Below are 15,479 nucleotides of genomic sequence, written 5' to 3'. Positions count from 1 at the left end.
ATGCGCCGCTTGCTGCACCGCTGCGTTTTGCGAAGGTCTAACGGGTTATCGCCCCATCGGTCAATACTACTTGACGCTTGGCAAGCAAATTATTTTGCCCATCAGGCAGCAGCAAATCCGGCGGCCAGACGGCGCTCTAACGCTTGCTAGAGCGAGCGGGCGATCATCAGTTTCATGATCTCGTTGGTGCCGCCGTAGATTTTCTGGATGCGGCTGTCGCGGTACATCCGGGCGATCGGATATTCGAGCATATAGCCATAGCCGCCATGCAGCTGCAGGCATTCGTCGACGATGCGGCACTGCGCCTCGCTCACCCAGTATTTCGCCATGGACGCGGTGGCGGCATCGAGCCGGCCCTGCAGATGCCGCACGATGCAATGCTCGACAAACGCCTTGGCAACGGTTGCCTCGGTCTTGCATTCGGCAAGCTTGAACTGGGTGTTCTGGAACTCGCCGATCGGTTTGCCGAACGCGGTTCGATCACGGGTATAGGCGATGGTTTCCTTAAGCGCGCGGTCGATCGTACCCAAGCCCTGGATGGCGATCAGCAGGCGCTCCTGCGGCAGCTTGTCCATCAGTTGATAGAAGCCCTGCCCCTCGCGTTCGCCCAGCAGATTGGCGGCAGGCACGGCGACATTGTCGAAGAACAGCTCGGACGTATCGGCCGCTTCGAGCCCCAGCTTGTCGAGATTGCGACCGCGCCGGAAGCCCTCGACCCGGTCTGTTTCCACCACCAGCAGCGAGATGCCCCCTGCCCTTGCGCCCGGATCCGTCTTGCAGACCACGACGATCAGATTGGCGGTCTGCCCGCTGCTGATGAAAGTCTTCTGCCCGTTGAGAATGTAATGGTCGCCTTGTCGGATCGCGGTGGTCGCGATGCCTTGCAGGTCCGATCCCGCGCCCGGCTCGGTCATCGCGATCGCGGTCAACAGGTCGCCCGAAACCAGCCCGGGCAGCCATCGCCGTTTCTGTTCGGCGGTCGCGTAATCAATCAGATAGGGCGCCACCATGGCATTGTGCAGCGGCAGCGCAAAGGCATCGAGACCGTGGAGATAGATCTCATAGGCCAGCAGCGCCTCGTAGCGAAAATCAGCACCCAGCCCGCCATGGTCCGGATCGACCGACAGGCCAAGCAGGCCAGCCTCTGCCGCGGCCCTCCAGAAGCTGCGCGGTATGACCCCCGCCTCGCGCCACTCTTCCATTGCGGCCGATGAAGCATGGCGCGCCAGGAACCGGCGGACCGTTGCCCGCATCTGTTCGAGTTCGCCATCCAGCTCCGAAAAATCCACACCGCCTCCCGCCTGTCGGACAGATTGACGATCCTATGAATTTTTTTACCCATCGTCAAATACTGACGATCGCATGGAAATCATCGTCAATACTGATCACCAAGTCCCTTGCTTGCCGGTAATTTTCATTGCTCGCCTGCCGCGAACGTGTCACCAAGCCGACAAGACACCGGTAGACTGGGGACTTTGCAGCGTGGACGCATATATCAAGGGTTGGGAAGCAGCAGATCAGGAGCGCGCGCAATCGCGAGCGCGGCAGCGCGATCTGAAGCTGCAGACCCTTGTCCGGCTGGCATCGGTGATGCTCAACAAATCCGGCTATGAGGGGCTCTCGCTCGCCGAGATCGCCAATGTCCTCGGCATCACCAAGCAAGCGCTCTATTATTACACCAAGAGCAAGGAAGACCTGCTCTTCAAATGCTATACCCGCGCGCTCGACCTGGCCGAACAGGCCTATGACCATAGCGATGCCCAGGGCGGAACCGGGTTCGACAAGATCGCGAGCTTCGTACGCTTTCACCTCAACCCGGACGCCGAACCCTATGCCATTCTCGACAATCTGGGTGCGCTGACCGAAGAGCACCGCCAGGCGATCAGCGGTCGCGCCAAGGCGCTGGAACAGCGGATGCGAGGCTTCATCCGCGAGGGTGTGGAAGATGGCAGCATCAACCCGATCGATCCGAAATTCGCCGAATTCTGGATTCTGGGATCGCTGTCGTGGATGCCCAAATGGTTCAAGCCCGACGGCGAGGTGTCGGCCACCGAAGTGGCCGATTCCTTCATCCAGCTGATCGGCGACGGGCTGCGCCCCCGCTAAACCTTCAGCAAACCGACCCACTAGCCCGCATCGCGGCGATCGCGCCCTGGTCATAGCCAAGTTCGGTGAGGATCGCTTCGGTCGAGGCCTCATCCGCCATCATTTGCTCGGAAGTGCGCGCGGGCGTCGTGCCGATGCGTGGCGATGGCGCCGGTTGCAGCCCATCCGCGCCTCCAAACACGCCACGCGCGCGGTTGTGCGGGTGATGCACAGCCTCTTCCAGCGACAGCACGGGCGTCACACAGGCATCGCTGCCATCGAACAGCGCGCACCATTCGTCGCGCGTGCGACCGATCAGCACCTGGGCCAGGCGCTGCTTCTGCGCCGGCCAGTCCGATCGGCTGTGCTGCCGGGCAAAGAGTGGATCGTCGGCAAGCCCCATGCGCTCGAGCAGTTGCGCATAGAATTGCGGTTCGACCGCACCCACCGCGAGATATTTGCCGTCGCGTGTTTCATAGGTGTCGTAAAAGGGCGCACCGCCATCGATCAGATTAGATTCGCGGCGGTTCGACCACTGGCCCTGGGCGAAAAGCGAATAGATCATCGTCATCAGTGTGGCGCTGCCGTCTACCATCGCGCAATCGATGACCTGCCCCCTGCCCGTCCGTGCTGCCGCATGCAGCGCCGCCAGCAGGCCGAAGGCGAGCATCAGGCCGCCACCACCGAAATCGCCGATCAGATTGAGCGGGGGGACCGGACGCGCGCCGCGCCGACCGATCGCATGCAGCGCGCCCGATAACGCGACATAATTGATGTCGTGCCCCGCCGTCGAGGCCAAAGGCCCGTCCTGGCCCCATCCCGTCATGCGGCCATAGACCAGACGCGGGTTGTCACGCATCAGCTCGTCCGGTCCCAGCCCAATCCGCTCCATTACTCCCGGCCTGAAACCCTCGATCAGCGCATCGCTCCGTCGGCACAGCGCTTTTGCGACGTCCAGGCCATCGGGCGACTTGAGATCGATGGCGATGCTGCGGCGCGACCGGAGCAGGAAATCGCGCTCGTCCGACCCCGCGATGGCGGCCTGGCCGGGGCGGCTGATGCGGATCACCTCCGCGCCATGGTCTGCCAGCATCATCGCGCAGAAAGGCGCAGGGCCGATCCCGGCGAATTCGACGACGCGAAGCCCCTGCAATGACCCGGTCACGTGCGAACTGCCGGATCAGCGCTTGCGATCGAGCGCGGCGAAATAATCGTGAATCCCCTCGCGCAAGCCATCGGGAAGGCCGGTGGGATCGACGGGAATGCCGTGGATGTTGCGCCAGTGGCTGTGGCACAGCTGATGGATCGAGAAGGATTGCAGCATCGCCGTGCGGCGTCCGCAGGCATCCTGGCTCTGGTTCAGCGCCTCCTTCGCCATCTTGAGCGCGAAGCTCGATTTGAGCGCGATGCGTTCGGCGAGCAGCCCCGTCTGCTCGGCCAAGGCATCATCAGCGAAGACCCGCGCGACCATGCCGATCGCGCGCGCCTCTTCGGCACCCAGCCAGTCCGAGGTGAACAGCCAATCCTTGGCGCGGCGCACGCCCAGTTCGAACGGGTGCATGAAGAATTCCGAGCCGCACATGCCGAAGGCCAGCACCGGGTCCTGGAACTGCGTGCTTTCCCCGGCCACGATCAGATCGCATACCCAGGCGAGCATCAGGCCGCCAGCTATGCACTTGCCCTGCACCTGCGCGATCGTCGGCTTGGGAAGCGCGCGCCAGCGTTCGCAAAGGCCGAGATAGATTTCCCATTCGCGCGCCATCATGCCTTCCTGGCCGGGGGCGCTGAAATCGGCCCAGAGCCCGACCAGCGGAAAATCCTCGGGCCGCTTGCCCGAATCCCCCTTCAGATCATGCCCGGACGAGAAGGTGTCGCCCGCCGCGTCGAGGATGATGACCCGCACGTCGCTGTCCTGCGCGGCGCGACGGAACGCATCATCGAGCGCATAGAGCATCGCCACGTCCTGCGCGTTCTTGCGCTCGGGGCGGTTGAGCGTGATGCGGACGACCCCGTTTGCGGGCGCGCCATACAGGACGGGATCGGTGCCCTCGCTCATCGCGGATCAGGCCGGCAGAGGCCGCTGGACAAGCTCCAGCACATTGCCATCGGGATCGCGGAAGCACACGAAGAACGGCGCCCTGGTCCCGTCGGGCAGCGTCCGATAGACCGGATCGGACAGGAAGCTCACCCCCATCTCGCGCAGCACGGCGATATCGGCTTCGAAATCGGTGGTGGACAGCGCGATCCGGACCATGCCCGGGTCGGTCAGCGTCAGCGGCGACGGCTCCTGGTTGCGCGGGCGGATCCACTCAAGCAGATCGAGCCGGGTCGCGCCATGGTCCGATCCCAGGCGGAGCAGCGCGCCCTTGACCCAGTGGTCGCCGACCGCCAGCCCTTCGCTCACCATCGGATTGCCCGCTTCGGGAAAGGGCATTTCCACGACAAAGCCGAGCTTTTGATAGAAGGCGAGCGATACGTCGAAATCGCGGCAGTTGATGTTGATATGGTACATGCTGGTAATGTGCATGGGTCAGGATCCTTTCGCGTGCGCACCGTTCAGCCCGCCCGCAAAGGCAAAGCGCATGACGGCGCAGACTTCCTCGAAGGCGATGCGCGCCTGGAGAATCTGAGGAAACATCGAGAAGAAGCCGTGGATCTGCCCGTCATGGTGGCGGTGGGTGACGGGAACGCCTTCGCTGCGGAGCCGGGCGACATAGGCAATGCCCTCGTCGCGCAGCGGGTCGAGCCCGGCGGTGATGACATAGGCGGGCGCCACGCCCGCGAGCGTCTCGGCCCGCAGCGGCGAGGCACGGCGCGGCGGGCGCGCGTCGCCGAAATACTGGCGCGATCCGAAACGGATGTCGCGCTTGGCCAGCATGTAACGGAATTCGTTGAGCGACGGTGTTTCCGCCTCATGGTCGAGCAGCGGCTCGGCCAGCACCTGCATCAGGGGCTGGCGCAGCCCTGTCTCGCGCGCTTCCAGACAGACCGAAGCTGCCAGCGTCGCGCCCGAGCTCTCGCCGTGCAGGATGATCCGCTGCGGATCACCGCCCCATTGGCCTGCATGCTCGGTCAGCCAGCGATAGACGGCAAGCGCATCGTCATAGGCTGCCGGATACGGGTGCTCGGGCGGCACGCGGTGCAATGGCACGACCACCAGACACCCCACCTGCATCGCCATCGCGGTTGGTGGCGGCCCGAGATGATCGAGCGAGGTCGCAACGAACGTCCCGCCCAGATAATGGACGATAACGGGCAGATTGCCTTTCGAGTCCCAGGGACGAAAAATCCGGCATTCGATGTCGCCGCCGGGCCCGGGGATCACCTTGCGCTCATCGACACAGCCTTCGGGCACGGGCGCTGCCATCAGCGGCCCGTTGCGGTTGTAGAGCGCGCGGATCTCCTCGAGGTTCAGCTCCGAATAGTCGCCGAACTGCGCTGCCAGCATGTCCAGGATCGGGCGCACCTCCGGATCGACATAGTGACTGTCAAACACCCATCCCTCCCCCAATTCGGCGCGGCTCCGCGCTTGATTGCCAATCGGTAAAACGTAGATTGCCGATCGTCAAACAAAATCGAATGCAGGGAGTAAGATCCCGGCAGCAGCGTTACTGGCCAAGCCCGATCACGGCGCACGAGCCTTGCTGTCGTCAGAGAAAATAGCCGTCGTACCGCGCGCGCAGCTGCTTCTTGTCGATCTTGCCGGTGGCCGTCAGCGGGACCTCGGCAATCTCGATGGCGTCGGGCAACCACCAGCGCGCGACATGCTGCTGCAGCCGATCCATCACCGCCCTGCGGTCTATTTCCGCGCCATCGTGCGGTTCGATCACCAGCAGCGGCCGCTCGTCCCATTTGGGGTGTGCCAGTCCCACCACCGCAGCCACCTTGACGCCCGGCGCCCCGGCAGCGGCATTTTCCAGATCGATCGAGCTGATCCATTCGCCGCCGGACTTGATGACATCCTTGGCGCGGTCGGTGATCCGCATGAATCCATCCTGGTCGAGCGTGGCGACATCGCCAGTGTCGAACCAGCCCTCGGCATCGACCGCAGATCTGTCCGCCCCGAAATAGCGCTCGACGACCCAGGGACCGCGCACCAGCAGCGCGCCCGATGTTTCCCCATCGGGTGGCACGGCGTTCCCGCTGTCGTCGACGATCTTCAGCTCGATACCGAACTGCAACCGGCCCTGGCGGGTCCAGATCGTCTCCCACATCGCATCCTCGCCCCGCTCGGCGAGCTGCGGTGTCGGTGTCGCCACCACGCCCAGCGGGCAGGTTTCGGTCATGCCCCAGATTTGCAGAACATCGACCTGATGCTTGTGGCGAAAGGCCTCGGCCATCGACACGGGAACTGCAGAGCCACCGATGACCACCCGCTTCAGGCTCGCGGGGCTTTGCTGCGTCCGATCGAGCCAGTCGAGATAGGCAGTCCAGATCGTCGGCACACCGCCGGTAAAGGTGACATGTTCGCCCGCGATCAGCTCGTGCAGCGACGCCGGGTCCATCTTCTCGGCAGGCAGCACGAAGCTTGCCCCCGCCATCGCCGCCACAAACGGCAATCCCCATGCGGTGGCGTGATAGAGCGACGAACAGGGCATCACGACATCGAATGCACTGAGCCCGAAGGCCGAGGGCAGACCCGCCGCCATGGCGTGGAGCACGATCGCGCGATGGCTGTAAAGCACGCCCTTGGGATCGCCAGTGGTGCCCGAAGTATAGCAGAGGATGGCCCCGGCATTTTCGTCGAACTGCGGCCAGGCCAGATCGTCGGAAGCGCTGGCTATTAATGCCTCATAATGCAGCCCCGGCGCGTTCGAGGAAAGCGCGACGAAATGCTCCACCCGCGGCAAACGGTCGCGGATGTCCGCGACCAGGCTCTCAAAACTGCTGTCATAGAACAGGACGCGGCTTGCGGCATGGTTGATGGTATAGACCAGCTGATCGACGTGCAGCCTGGGATTGGCAGTATGCAGCACCGCCCCGATGCCCGGCACCGCGAAGAACAGCTCCATGTGACGATGCGTGTTCCAGGCGAGCGAGGAAACGCGATCGCCCGAGGCAATTCCCATCGCCTGAAGCGCCCGGGCCATCTGCCGGGCGCGGCGCACCATCGCGGCGTAATCATAGCGCCACAACGGTTCGTCGTGCAGCCTGGAGATGATCGCACGCGCCCCGTGCGCGCGTTCGGCATGCTCGGCGATCGAAGCGACCATCAGCGGCCTTGGCTGCATCAAACCTGAAATCAATTCTCGCGCCTTTCTGAACGTTGCCGTGCCGATCGCGGGTTCGAACGGCTCCGGAAGCAGGTTGCATCTGTACAGCCTCGGTCAGGCTACGGGTGAGCGCGGCCTTTTCGGTCATGCCGCCTATGGGCATCCGTCTCGATAGCGCAGAGGCTAGGGAGTGCGCTTGACGACTGTCAAGCCGAATTTGCCAAGCACCCGGCAATGAAGGATGCGCCGTTCAAGTCGCGTTTCGGCGCTGCTGTTTTTCCAGAATCGCACGCTCGGCCTCGTCCAGCGCGGCGGTATCCGCCAGCACCGCGCCGCGCTGCCCCATCGGCCTGTCGGGGCCCACCGTGGAATCGCGAAAGGTCTGCCGCTCGGTCTCGGCATTGATTTCCGCGCCGATCAACACCGCATAGGCAGACAGGAACAGCCACATCAGGAAGATAACGATCGCGGCGAGCGAGCCATAGGTAGCGTTGTAATCGCTTAGGTTCGCGGCATAGAAGCCGAAGCCCAGCGTGATGGCCAGCCACAGCACTGTCGATGCCACTGACCCCAGCGACAGCCAGCGCCATTTGGCTGCGCGCCGGTCGGGCGCATAGCGAAAGAAGATGGCGAAGGTTGCGCTGACCAGCAACGCGGCGACCGCCCAGGTAAGCACCTGGATCAACAGCAATGCCCCGCCCCCCAGAAACGGAGCCAGAAAGTTGCGAATATAGCCGAACAGCGAAATGGCGATCAGCCCGATCACGGCAACGGCCGCCATGCCCAGGGTGATGAGCACAGCGACGCCTGTGGTGCGCAGGAACCCCCTGGTTTCGTGCTCCTCGTAGATGATGTTGAGCGCCCCCATGATCGCGGTCGCCGCGCGCATCGCGCCATAGGTCGACAGGAGCAGCGCCAGCACCAGCCCCAGCCCCTGCCGGGTCGCGCTGGTAGTCACGATCTGGATCAACTGTTCGCGCAGGATGACAAGCACTTCAGGCGGCACGACATCGACCAGCAGGTCGAGGCTCGCCGCGACGGTCGAGGGATCGGCGATCAGGCCATAAAGCAGCACCACCACCGCGATCAGCGGGACGAAGGCGAGAAAGGCGAAAAACGCGACGCCTGCAGCGAGCAGCGAAAGATTGTGCACGCCGTTCATGAGATAGACGCGCTTCATTATAGCGAACCAAGCGCTGCGCGGCATCTGCAAGGGGGAATCGGACAGTGCACCAGGCATCCGTTGCGCCATGGCCTCGACGTCATCGCCTGACTGGTGCGTCATGGTCGCTCGGTCGGCCGGGGTGGAAGCCATAATCAGTCAGCCGAGACTGCAGCGGGCATAGCTGCACTCTGCGACTGGTCCATTTCGGCAGCAGCCTGTTCAGCCTCGCGCGCCGCATCGAGCTGCGCCTTGGTCTCTGCCTCGATCTTGCGCGCCTTGGCGCTCAATTCGCGCGATTGCCGCTCGAACTTCTCGTCGAAACTCGGCTCGCGCTGACAGGCCGAGACCAGCGCCAGGCTTGCCACCGCTGCAAGAGTGAGGCGGACGCGCATCAATAGTCCTTCCGATACTGCACATTGACGTTCGACCCGCCGAAACTGCCGACTTGGCTAAGCACCGACAAGGCCTTGCTCAGGCTGATCTCGATCTGCGTCGCGGTAAAGCCGCGCGTGTCGGTGATGATTTCGACATAGACGTCGTTCGAGATATACTGGCCGACGGCGAGCGACGTGCCGCGTCCCGTCTCCTCATCCGCGCCCAGGATCCGCAGCCGGTCCACGCCCGACGCCGATTGCAGCACGCCCAACGGATTGAGCCCGCCGCTGCCCCCGCGCAGGCTGTTGAGCGAGGCCGCCAGCTGCACCGCCTGGATCGGGGTGAGCTCGCCGATCGAGTTGCCGAACAGGATGCGCGCCATCACCTCGTCCTGCGGCAGCGATGGCGTCGACGAGAAGGCGATGTCCGGGTTCTCTCCGGTACCTGACACGACGATGTTCACCGTCACGTCGCCCGCCTCGCCGCTCGCGCGGAGGTTGAGCTCGGGGTTGGTCGCGCTGCCGCCGTTGAAGCGCAGCCGGCCTTCTTCCAGGTCGAACGAACGCCCGGCAAAGCCCAGAGTGCCGCGCACCAGGTCGATCCCGCCCGTAATGCGCGGATTGCCCGTTGTGCCGGTGATCCGGATATCGGCCGCCCATTCGGAATCGAGTCCCATGCCCGAGACATAGATCTGGTTGTCGGCGACCACCTTCACATCGAGCTTCCAGTTGCTGGGCACGCCTGAGATCGGTTCGGGATCGCCCGTGATCCGCGCGCGCCCGAGCGCCGGCTTGCGCCGAACACCGGTGAGCTTCGCGACCCGCGCCGAGCCCTGGCGGACGATGCGATAGCGCGTCTCGGGCAGGCTGATCGTGCCCGAGATGACCGCGCCCTGCGCGGCGCTGTTGATGATGCGGAGTTGGCCGGTGGCGGTTGCCGCGAGATCGTTCCCCTGCGCGAGGCGCGCCTTGTCGAGATCGAGCGCGAGCTGGACCGGGAAGCCCTGGGCCGAACTCAGCGAGACAAAGCCTTCGCCGCGGATTGTGCCCTCGCCGGCGCGCGCGGTCAGCTCCTCGACCTGCAGCCGGTCGCCGGTGAAGCTGCCGCGCAGCCGCATGTTGGTCAGCCGCGTGCCATATTGCTCGTTCTCGTAGGTCAGGCTATTCGCCCGCACGATACCCCGCAGCTGCGGCTGCTGGACACGTCCGGTGAAATCGGCCGCCACCCCGATCGGCCCGGTCAGGCTCTGGTCGGGCAAGGCCGCGAGCGAGAAGAGCGTGTCGGCAGGGCCATTATAGCGCAGGCCTCCGCTCAATGGGGCAGCGAGCAGCCGCGTCGTCCAGCTCCCGGCGCCCGGTGGCAGCGGATTGAGCCTGACATGCATCCGCCCGATGATCGCACCGCGCCGCCGGATGATCGCATTGGCCGAGCCGCCATCGGGCTGCAGGCGCCCGACCACGCTCATGTCCACCGGTTGCGACACCGATGCCAGGCTGGTGCGAGTGAAGTCCTCGATGCGCAGGCGTGCGTCTGCCGAGGGGAAGCTGGTCGCGCTCGCCTGAGCGAAATCGAGGCTGCCCGATGCGGTTCCGCCCAGGCCCAGGCCGGGCATGATCGGGTTGATCAGCGCGAGATCGACATCGCTCAGCCGCGCCTCGACATTCATGCCCGCGCCGTAGCTGCCGGCAAGCTGGATGGTGCCGCGCGACAGGTCGATGGTCGTCGGCATGAGCCGATATTGCGCGTTCTGCGGGAGGATACGGGCGGGGTTGCGGGTCTTGAAATCGATGCCGTTGGCGCGCCCATCGAGCGCGATCCGCCAGAGGTCCGGCTGCAAGGCGGCGTTGGCGGCGATGCGGAACGGAAAGCCGTTGCGCCCTTCGGCCATGACCCGGGCGCTTCCCCGGCCGCCGCGATAGTCCACCTTGGCGCGCGCGGCGACGATCTGCAGCTGGTTCATCCGGGCACCGGCGATCTGGATGTCCGCGACGACCTGCGGGGTCTCGGCCAGGACCATGTCGGCCGAGACAATCGCGCGGCCGATAACCAGTCCTGCCGGCCCAGGCAGCCGCGCGTCGCGCGCCGTCAGCGCCAGCACCGCGCGCTGATAGGCACCAGTGGCAGATAGGCTGACATTGCCCGAGACGCCTGCGCCATCGGCAGCCAATTCGCCTGCAAACGGTCCGGCGGACGTCTGGCGCACGCGCCCGGTGATGCCGATATCGGCAAAGCGGGTGCCTGGGTTGACCGCGATCTCGAGCGGGCCTCGGTTCGTGAAGATGTCGACATCTGCGGTGAATGGACCGTAATCGGTGTCGCCCGATCCCTCGACCACATAGCTCTCGCCATTGCCGCGCAAGGTCGCGACGACATTCGACATGCCGACGCCGAGGCCGGGCCGTGCCGCCCTGACGGTCGCGACGGGGCGGGTTACCGTGCCGGTCACCGCGACGGCGAGCGGCCCGTATTGGTTGGAGCTGCCACTGGCATTGAAGCGGATTTGGCCATCCGCGCCATAGGACCCGCTGCCCTGCGACAGGCGGAATGCGGGCGCTGCGACGGTCAGACGCGTCACGCGGCCGATGCCATCGCTGCCATAGCTGACATTGGCGTTGATCAGCGAATTGCCGCCGAGAAACTCGCGCAGCCCATCGTTGAAGATCTGGCTCGAGCGCGCGCGAACGGTGCCCGCGAGACGGAATCCACCATTGCCCGTCGTCTCGAGGTCGATATCGGTCGCGACATTGAAGACGCCGACGCTCTCGATCCGATAGCCGTTGACGCGGCCATTGAGCGCGCCGGTGTATAGCCCGGTGTTGAGATCGGCGAGGAGCACGGCGGTCGCATCAATCCGGCTCGAGCGGATGCGCATATTGTCCGACATCAGCCGGGCGTTCGAATAGGCGAGATCGCCGTCGAGCCGCACATTCTCGAGCAGCCCGCCCGCCGCAGCGTTCAGCCCTGCGATCCGGCTTGCACGCGCGCTAACCGGCATGATCCAGGCGTCGCGATCGAGCCGGGCCGCGCCGCTGGCGCGCAATCCGAGGATCGCCATGTCGTTGAAACCGAGCCGTGCGGCGTTGACTTCATAGGCGATTCGGGGGGCAGCAAAGGCTCCGTCGAGCGTAAGATTGGCGACGATCCCGGCGCCATTGAGGTTTTCCGCAATGGTGCCCGGTTGCAGCAGGCGGAAGCCGATAGCCAGATCGCGCATCCGGCTTTCACCCAGATCGACCAGGCCCTTGGCGTCCAGCGCGAAATTCTCGTTTCCGATCCGCGCGGCGAGATCGAACCGGCGCTCGTTCGCGGTGTTCGTGATGTCGATCGCGGTCTCGGGTGCCAGCAGCGTGCCCGGCTGGCTCTTCAGCAGCAAGGCCGGACGCATCGTGCCGCGCGCAGCGAAGGTGCCATTGCGCGCGGTCAGCGCGATGTTGCCGAGCGACTGATCTCCGAGAGTGCCCTTGAGCGCGCCATTCCAGGCTGTCCAGTCGCCCTTGCCGCTGAGATCGACCCGCATCGGCTGGGCGATACCGGTCAGGCCGGCGATCAGGCCCTCCGCCGGCGCATCGAGCCGGAAGGTCAGGTCGAGCGTGTTGGTTTCGGGCACCGCGCGCAGATCGATGACCGCGCTTTCGCCGCCCGCAAATCCCGCGCCGGCGGTGGTGGCCGCGCGCGCGCTGACCACGGCGGTCCGGTCGGCGATATGCACCTTGCCGGTCAGCGAGGCACGATGCCGCTGCCCGGTGACGGGCGCATCGATATCGATCCGGCGAAGCTGCAGATTGGCGATATCGATGTCGAGATCGGGCAGCAACGGCTCGTTGGTCGGTGGGGTTTCGTTGAACGTGGGCAGTCGCCGCAGGCGCATCTGCGGCACGATCAGCGAGCGGATATCGACATGGCTTCCGATAAAGGCAAACGGCCGCCAGTCGAGCTCGACCAATGGTGAGGATGCGAACACGCCCTTTGGATCGCGCAGGGTCAGGTCACGAATGCGCATTTCGCCATAGAGCGACCCTTCGATCGCGCCGATGCCGATGCTCATCCCGTTTTCGAACTCCATGCCCTCGATCTGCTTGGCGACGAAGCGCTTGCCGCTGCTGCTGTCCAGCCAGACATAGGCGATGGCGAGCAGCGCGAGGATCGTGCCGAGCAGCACCGCAAGGCCGATGGCGATCCGGCGCAGCCAGGATGCGTGCGCCGGGCGCGCCACGGCCTGCTCCTGGACGGGGATGGCGACGCTGTCCTCGGTTTCGGCCATCAGAACGCCTGCCCGATCGAGATATAGATCGCGACGCGAGATTCTCCGGGGCGGCGGCCCAGCGGCGTGGCGACATCGAGCCGCATTGGGCCGAAATTGGTATAGAAGCGCCCGCCTATGCCGACGCCATAGCGCAGGTCGTCAAAGCCGGGCGTCGAGCGGGTCGACACCTGACCTGCATCGATAAAACCGACGATCCCGTAATTGCCGAAGCGATAGCGCACTTCCGCCGCCGCCTCGACCAGGCTGCGTCCGCCGATGGGCCGGTTGTCGGGGTCCTTGGGCCCCAGCTCCTGATAGCCGAAGCCGCGCACCGAGCCGCCTCCGCCAGCATAGAAGCGCCGCGACGGGGCTATGTCCGCGCGATCCGCGCCATAGATCGAACCCACGCGCGCGCGCCCGGCGATGACGATATTGTCGCCGACCGGATAATAGCCGGTCGCCTCGAACAGCCCGCGCCCATAGAATTGCGTGCCGCTGCCGAGCGATGCCTCGGGCGAGATCTGGGCCGACAGGCGGAAGCCGCTGGTCGGGTCTAGCAGGTCATTCGATCGGTCCCAGGTGATCTGCCCGGGCAATGCTGCGACATAATAGGTCCGGCGGTCGCGCTGGCCGGTGGTGAAATTGAAATCCTGCTCGTTGGTGCCGAGCAGTTCAAAGCCATAGCTGTAGGTGATCGGCTTCTGCCAGATGGGGGTGCTGTAATAGGAGACACGCCCCGCGAGGCGACCGGTAAAGGCCTCATAGGCGGCAAAGTCGCTGCGCAGCGCGGACAGACTCAATTCGACCGCGCGGTCACGGCGGCCCGCATTGGATCGGCGGAAGGTGACCGACGCCCCCTGTTCCTGCGTGCCCCCGGTGGCGCTGACGATCAGCGCGCCTTCGGGCGGGAACAGGTTGCGGTGCGTCCAGCTACCCTGCGCGCGGATGCCCTGACCGGTGCCGTAACCGGCATTAGCCGCCAGCGTCCGCGCCGGGCCTGCTTCCTGATCCACCGCGAGATCTGCATATTGCGTGCCGCCGGGCGCCTCGACGCCCGTCGGCTGCGGTTGCACCGCTACCGTGGAGTAAAGCCCGGTCGCAACCAGTGCCTTGCGCAGATCGTCGACCAGCCGGCTGTCGTAAAGCTCGCCCTTCTTGAAGCGCGCTAGCTTCGTGATGTGGTCGGAATCGAACACGGTCGACCCGCGCGTGAGAATGTCGCCGAAGCTGCTGCGCGGCCCCGGCGTCACGGGAAGCGTGTAATCGCCGGTCTCGGTTTCGGGATCGAGAAGCACGTCGCGCTGGCCGACCTGCGCAAAGGGATAGCCCGACTGGGGCAGCGCCACGGCAATGTTCGCCTCGGCCGCGAGCACCCGCTCGGCATCGATCGGCTGGCCCGGCTTGGGCACGAAATTGCGCGAGATAAGGTCCTCGGGCTCGACCGGCGGAGCGTCGAAGGTAATTGAGCCAAACCGGTAGCAGGGTCCCGGCGAAGCGGTCAGCACGACCACCAGCGGCCCGGTTCCGGCTTCCGGAAACTCGATCGCGCCGTTGACCGTGGCGTCGTGGAAGCATTCGCCGATCAGCAGGTCGGCAAGAAGCTGCTGGTCCTCCAGCATTCGGGCGGAGACCATCGCGCCATTGCTCGCCTTGCCATCGCCGTCGTCGAGCGCCGAAAGCCCCTCGAACCTGGACCGGATCGCGCCCGCGCCATCGGGGCTGGGATCGGAACCCGCAGCCGCTGCCCCAAGCAAATCGAGCCCTTCGATACGATAGCTGTAGCGCACCATCTTCGACACGCTGTCGTCCGCCTCGGTATACCGGCTCTCGTCGAAGGGCTCGACGTCGAAGCTCTCGATCGGGCCCAGCGGGGCGTCGATCTCGGGTTCGTCTGGCAGGCGCGGAAGCATCGGATCGTTGGACAGTGACGGATCGCGCGCGGGCCGCGCCTGCGCTTCAAGTTCAGTCTGTTCGGCATCCCAATCCTCGACCGTGCCCAGCGGGGCATCCGGATCGATCGCAGGGATGGTGGCATCGAACTCCTCGTCGTCGATGATCGCAGGCTCAGCGGAATTTGGAGCCGGTTGCGCAGGGATACTCTGATCCGCCGGCTGCATGGCCTGGGCGGCAGGGCTGGCACATAAGGCGGGCAAAACAACGCAACAGACCGAACGAAGGCGCAAAGACATCGAAAATCCTGGTTTCCAGGGCGCCTGGCTGAACGTCCCCCGCCGCATTACGCGCCATCCAGCCAATTGGTTCACGCACATGGGTTAGAATGATGGGCTCAAGCGGCCGAGGCGCTCCATCACCTGCAGGCTGACCCGTCAGGGATCGCATCTCCCTTTGAACGGTATTGCAATCGGCCAGACGAAATTCCTTGCCTTGCGATGCCGGG

The 15,479-nt window shown here is 64.9% G+C and carries 11 protein-coding genes; 1 reads left to right on the top strand and 10 read right to left on the bottom strand.

Going from position 1 to position 15,479, the window contains the following annotated elements; all coding sequences use genetic code 11:
- Nucleotides 1-146: 146 nt before the first annotated feature.
- Nucleotides 147-1,289 (bottom strand): acyl-CoA dehydrogenase family protein, encoded by a 1,143-nt coding sequence (locus tag FG486_RS12300; protein ID WP_338401610.1) that lies wholly within the window; start codon nt 1,287-1,289, stop codon nt 147-149.
- Nucleotides 1,290-1,482: 193 nt separating this feature from the next.
- Between FG486_RS12300 and FG486_RS12295 the strand changes: the two genes are divergently transcribed.
- Nucleotides 1,483-2,106, top strand: a complete 624-nt coding sequence (locus FG486_RS12295) for a TetR/AcrR family transcriptional regulator (protein WP_066274172.1) — start codon at nt 1,483-1,485, stop codon at nt 2,104-2,106.
- 4 nt (nt 2,107-2,110) lie between these two features.
- Here the strand turns inward: FG486_RS12295 and FG486_RS12290 are convergent, their stop codons facing one another.
- The 9 genes from FG486_RS12290 to FG486_RS12250 form a co-directional block, all read right to left on the bottom strand.
- Nucleotides 2,111-3,250, bottom strand: a complete 1,140-nt coding sequence (locus FG486_RS12290; RefSeq protein ID WP_181267698.1) for a CoA transferase — start codon at nt 3,248-3,250, stop codon at nt 2,111-2,113.
- A 15-nt stretch (nt 3,251-3,265) separates the two neighbouring features.
- A complete protein-coding gene (locus FG486_RS12285; RefSeq protein WP_181267696.1) occupies nt 3,266-4,141 on the bottom strand; it encodes an enoyl-CoA hydratase in 876 nt (291 codons plus the stop codon).
- A 6-nt stretch (nt 4,142-4,147) separates the two neighbouring features.
- Nucleotides 4,148-4,612 (bottom strand): VOC family protein, encoded by a 465-nt coding sequence (locus tag FG486_RS12280; protein WP_082750847.1) that lies wholly within the window; start codon nt 4,610-4,612, stop codon nt 4,148-4,150.
- A 3-nt stretch (nt 4,613-4,615) separates the two neighbouring features.
- Nucleotides 4,616-5,581 (bottom strand): alpha/beta hydrolase fold domain-containing protein, encoded by a 966-nt coding sequence (locus tag FG486_RS12275; RefSeq protein ID WP_181267695.1) that lies wholly within the window; start codon nt 5,579-5,581, stop codon nt 4,616-4,618.
- Nucleotides 5,582-5,735: 154 nt separating this feature from the next.
- Nucleotides 5,736-7,316: a long-chain fatty acid--CoA ligase gene (locus FG486_RS12270; protein ID WP_206678400.1), complete on the bottom strand. Its 1,581-nt coding sequence runs from the start codon at nt 7,314-7,316 to the stop codon at nt 5,736-5,738.
- Nucleotides 7,317-7,548: 232 nt separating this feature from the next.
- Nucleotides 7,549-8,478, bottom strand: a complete 930-nt coding sequence (locus tag FG486_RS12265) for a YihY/virulence factor BrkB family protein (RefSeq protein WP_137775454.1) — start codon at nt 8,476-8,478, stop codon at nt 7,549-7,551.
- Between the two features lie 137 nt (nt 8,479-8,615).
- Nucleotides 8,616-8,855 (bottom strand): hypothetical protein, encoded by a 240-nt coding sequence (locus tag FG486_RS12260; RefSeq protein WP_066274187.1) that lies wholly within the window; start codon nt 8,853-8,855, stop codon nt 8,616-8,618.
- Nucleotides 8,855-13,099: a translocation/assembly module TamB domain-containing protein gene (locus FG486_RS12255; RefSeq protein WP_181267691.1), complete on the bottom strand. Its 4,245-nt coding sequence runs from the start codon at nt 13,097-13,099 to the stop codon at nt 8,855-8,857. Before FG486_RS12255 ends, FG486_RS12260 begins: the two co-directional genes overlap by 1 nt.
- Entirely contained in the window at nt 13,099-15,198 is a 2,100-nt protein-coding gene (locus tag FG486_RS12250) for an autotransporter assembly complex protein TamA (RefSeq protein ID WP_241695710.1), read from the bottom strand. Before FG486_RS12250 ends, FG486_RS12255 begins: the two co-directional genes overlap by 1 nt.
- Between the last annotated feature and the right edge of the window lie 281 nt (nt 15,199-15,479).

It is taken from the genome of Blastomonas ursincola (genome assembly GCF_013607875.1).
Classification (GTDB): domain Bacteria; phylum Pseudomonadota; class Alphaproteobacteria; order Sphingomonadales; family Sphingomonadaceae; genus Blastomonas; species Blastomonas ursincola.
Note: the sequence above shows the minus strand (reverse complement) of the source record. Positions and strands in the feature narration are given on the sequence as shown.

Coding starts and splice junctions, on each gene's coding strand:
- FG486_RS12280 (WP_082750847.1), bottom strand. CDS start 4,612: ATGCACATTACCAGCATGTACCATATCAACATCAACTGCCGCGATTTC.
- FG486_RS12285 (WP_181267696.1), bottom strand. CDS start 4,141: ATGAGCGAGGGCACCGATCCCGTCCTGTATGGCGCGCCCGCAAACGGG.
- FG486_RS12270 (WP_206678400.1), bottom strand. CDS start 7,316: ATGCAGCCAAGGCCGCTGATGGTCGCTTCGATCGCCGAGCATGCCGAA.
- FG486_RS12260 (WP_066274187.1), bottom strand. CDS start 8,855: ATGCGCGTCCGCCTCACTCTTGCAGCGGTGGCAAGCCTGGCGCTGGTC.
- FG486_RS12265 (WP_137775454.1), bottom strand. CDS start 8,478: ATGAAGCGCGTCTATCTCATGAACGGCGTGCACAATCTTTCGCTGCTC.
- FG486_RS12250 (WP_241695710.1), bottom strand. CDS start 15,198: ATGCAGCCGGCGGATCAGAGTATCCCTGCGCAACCGGCTCCAAATTCC.
- FG486_RS12255 (WP_181267691.1), bottom strand. CDS start 13,099: ATGGCCGAAACCGAGGACAGCGTCGCCATCCCCGTCCAGGAGCAGGCC.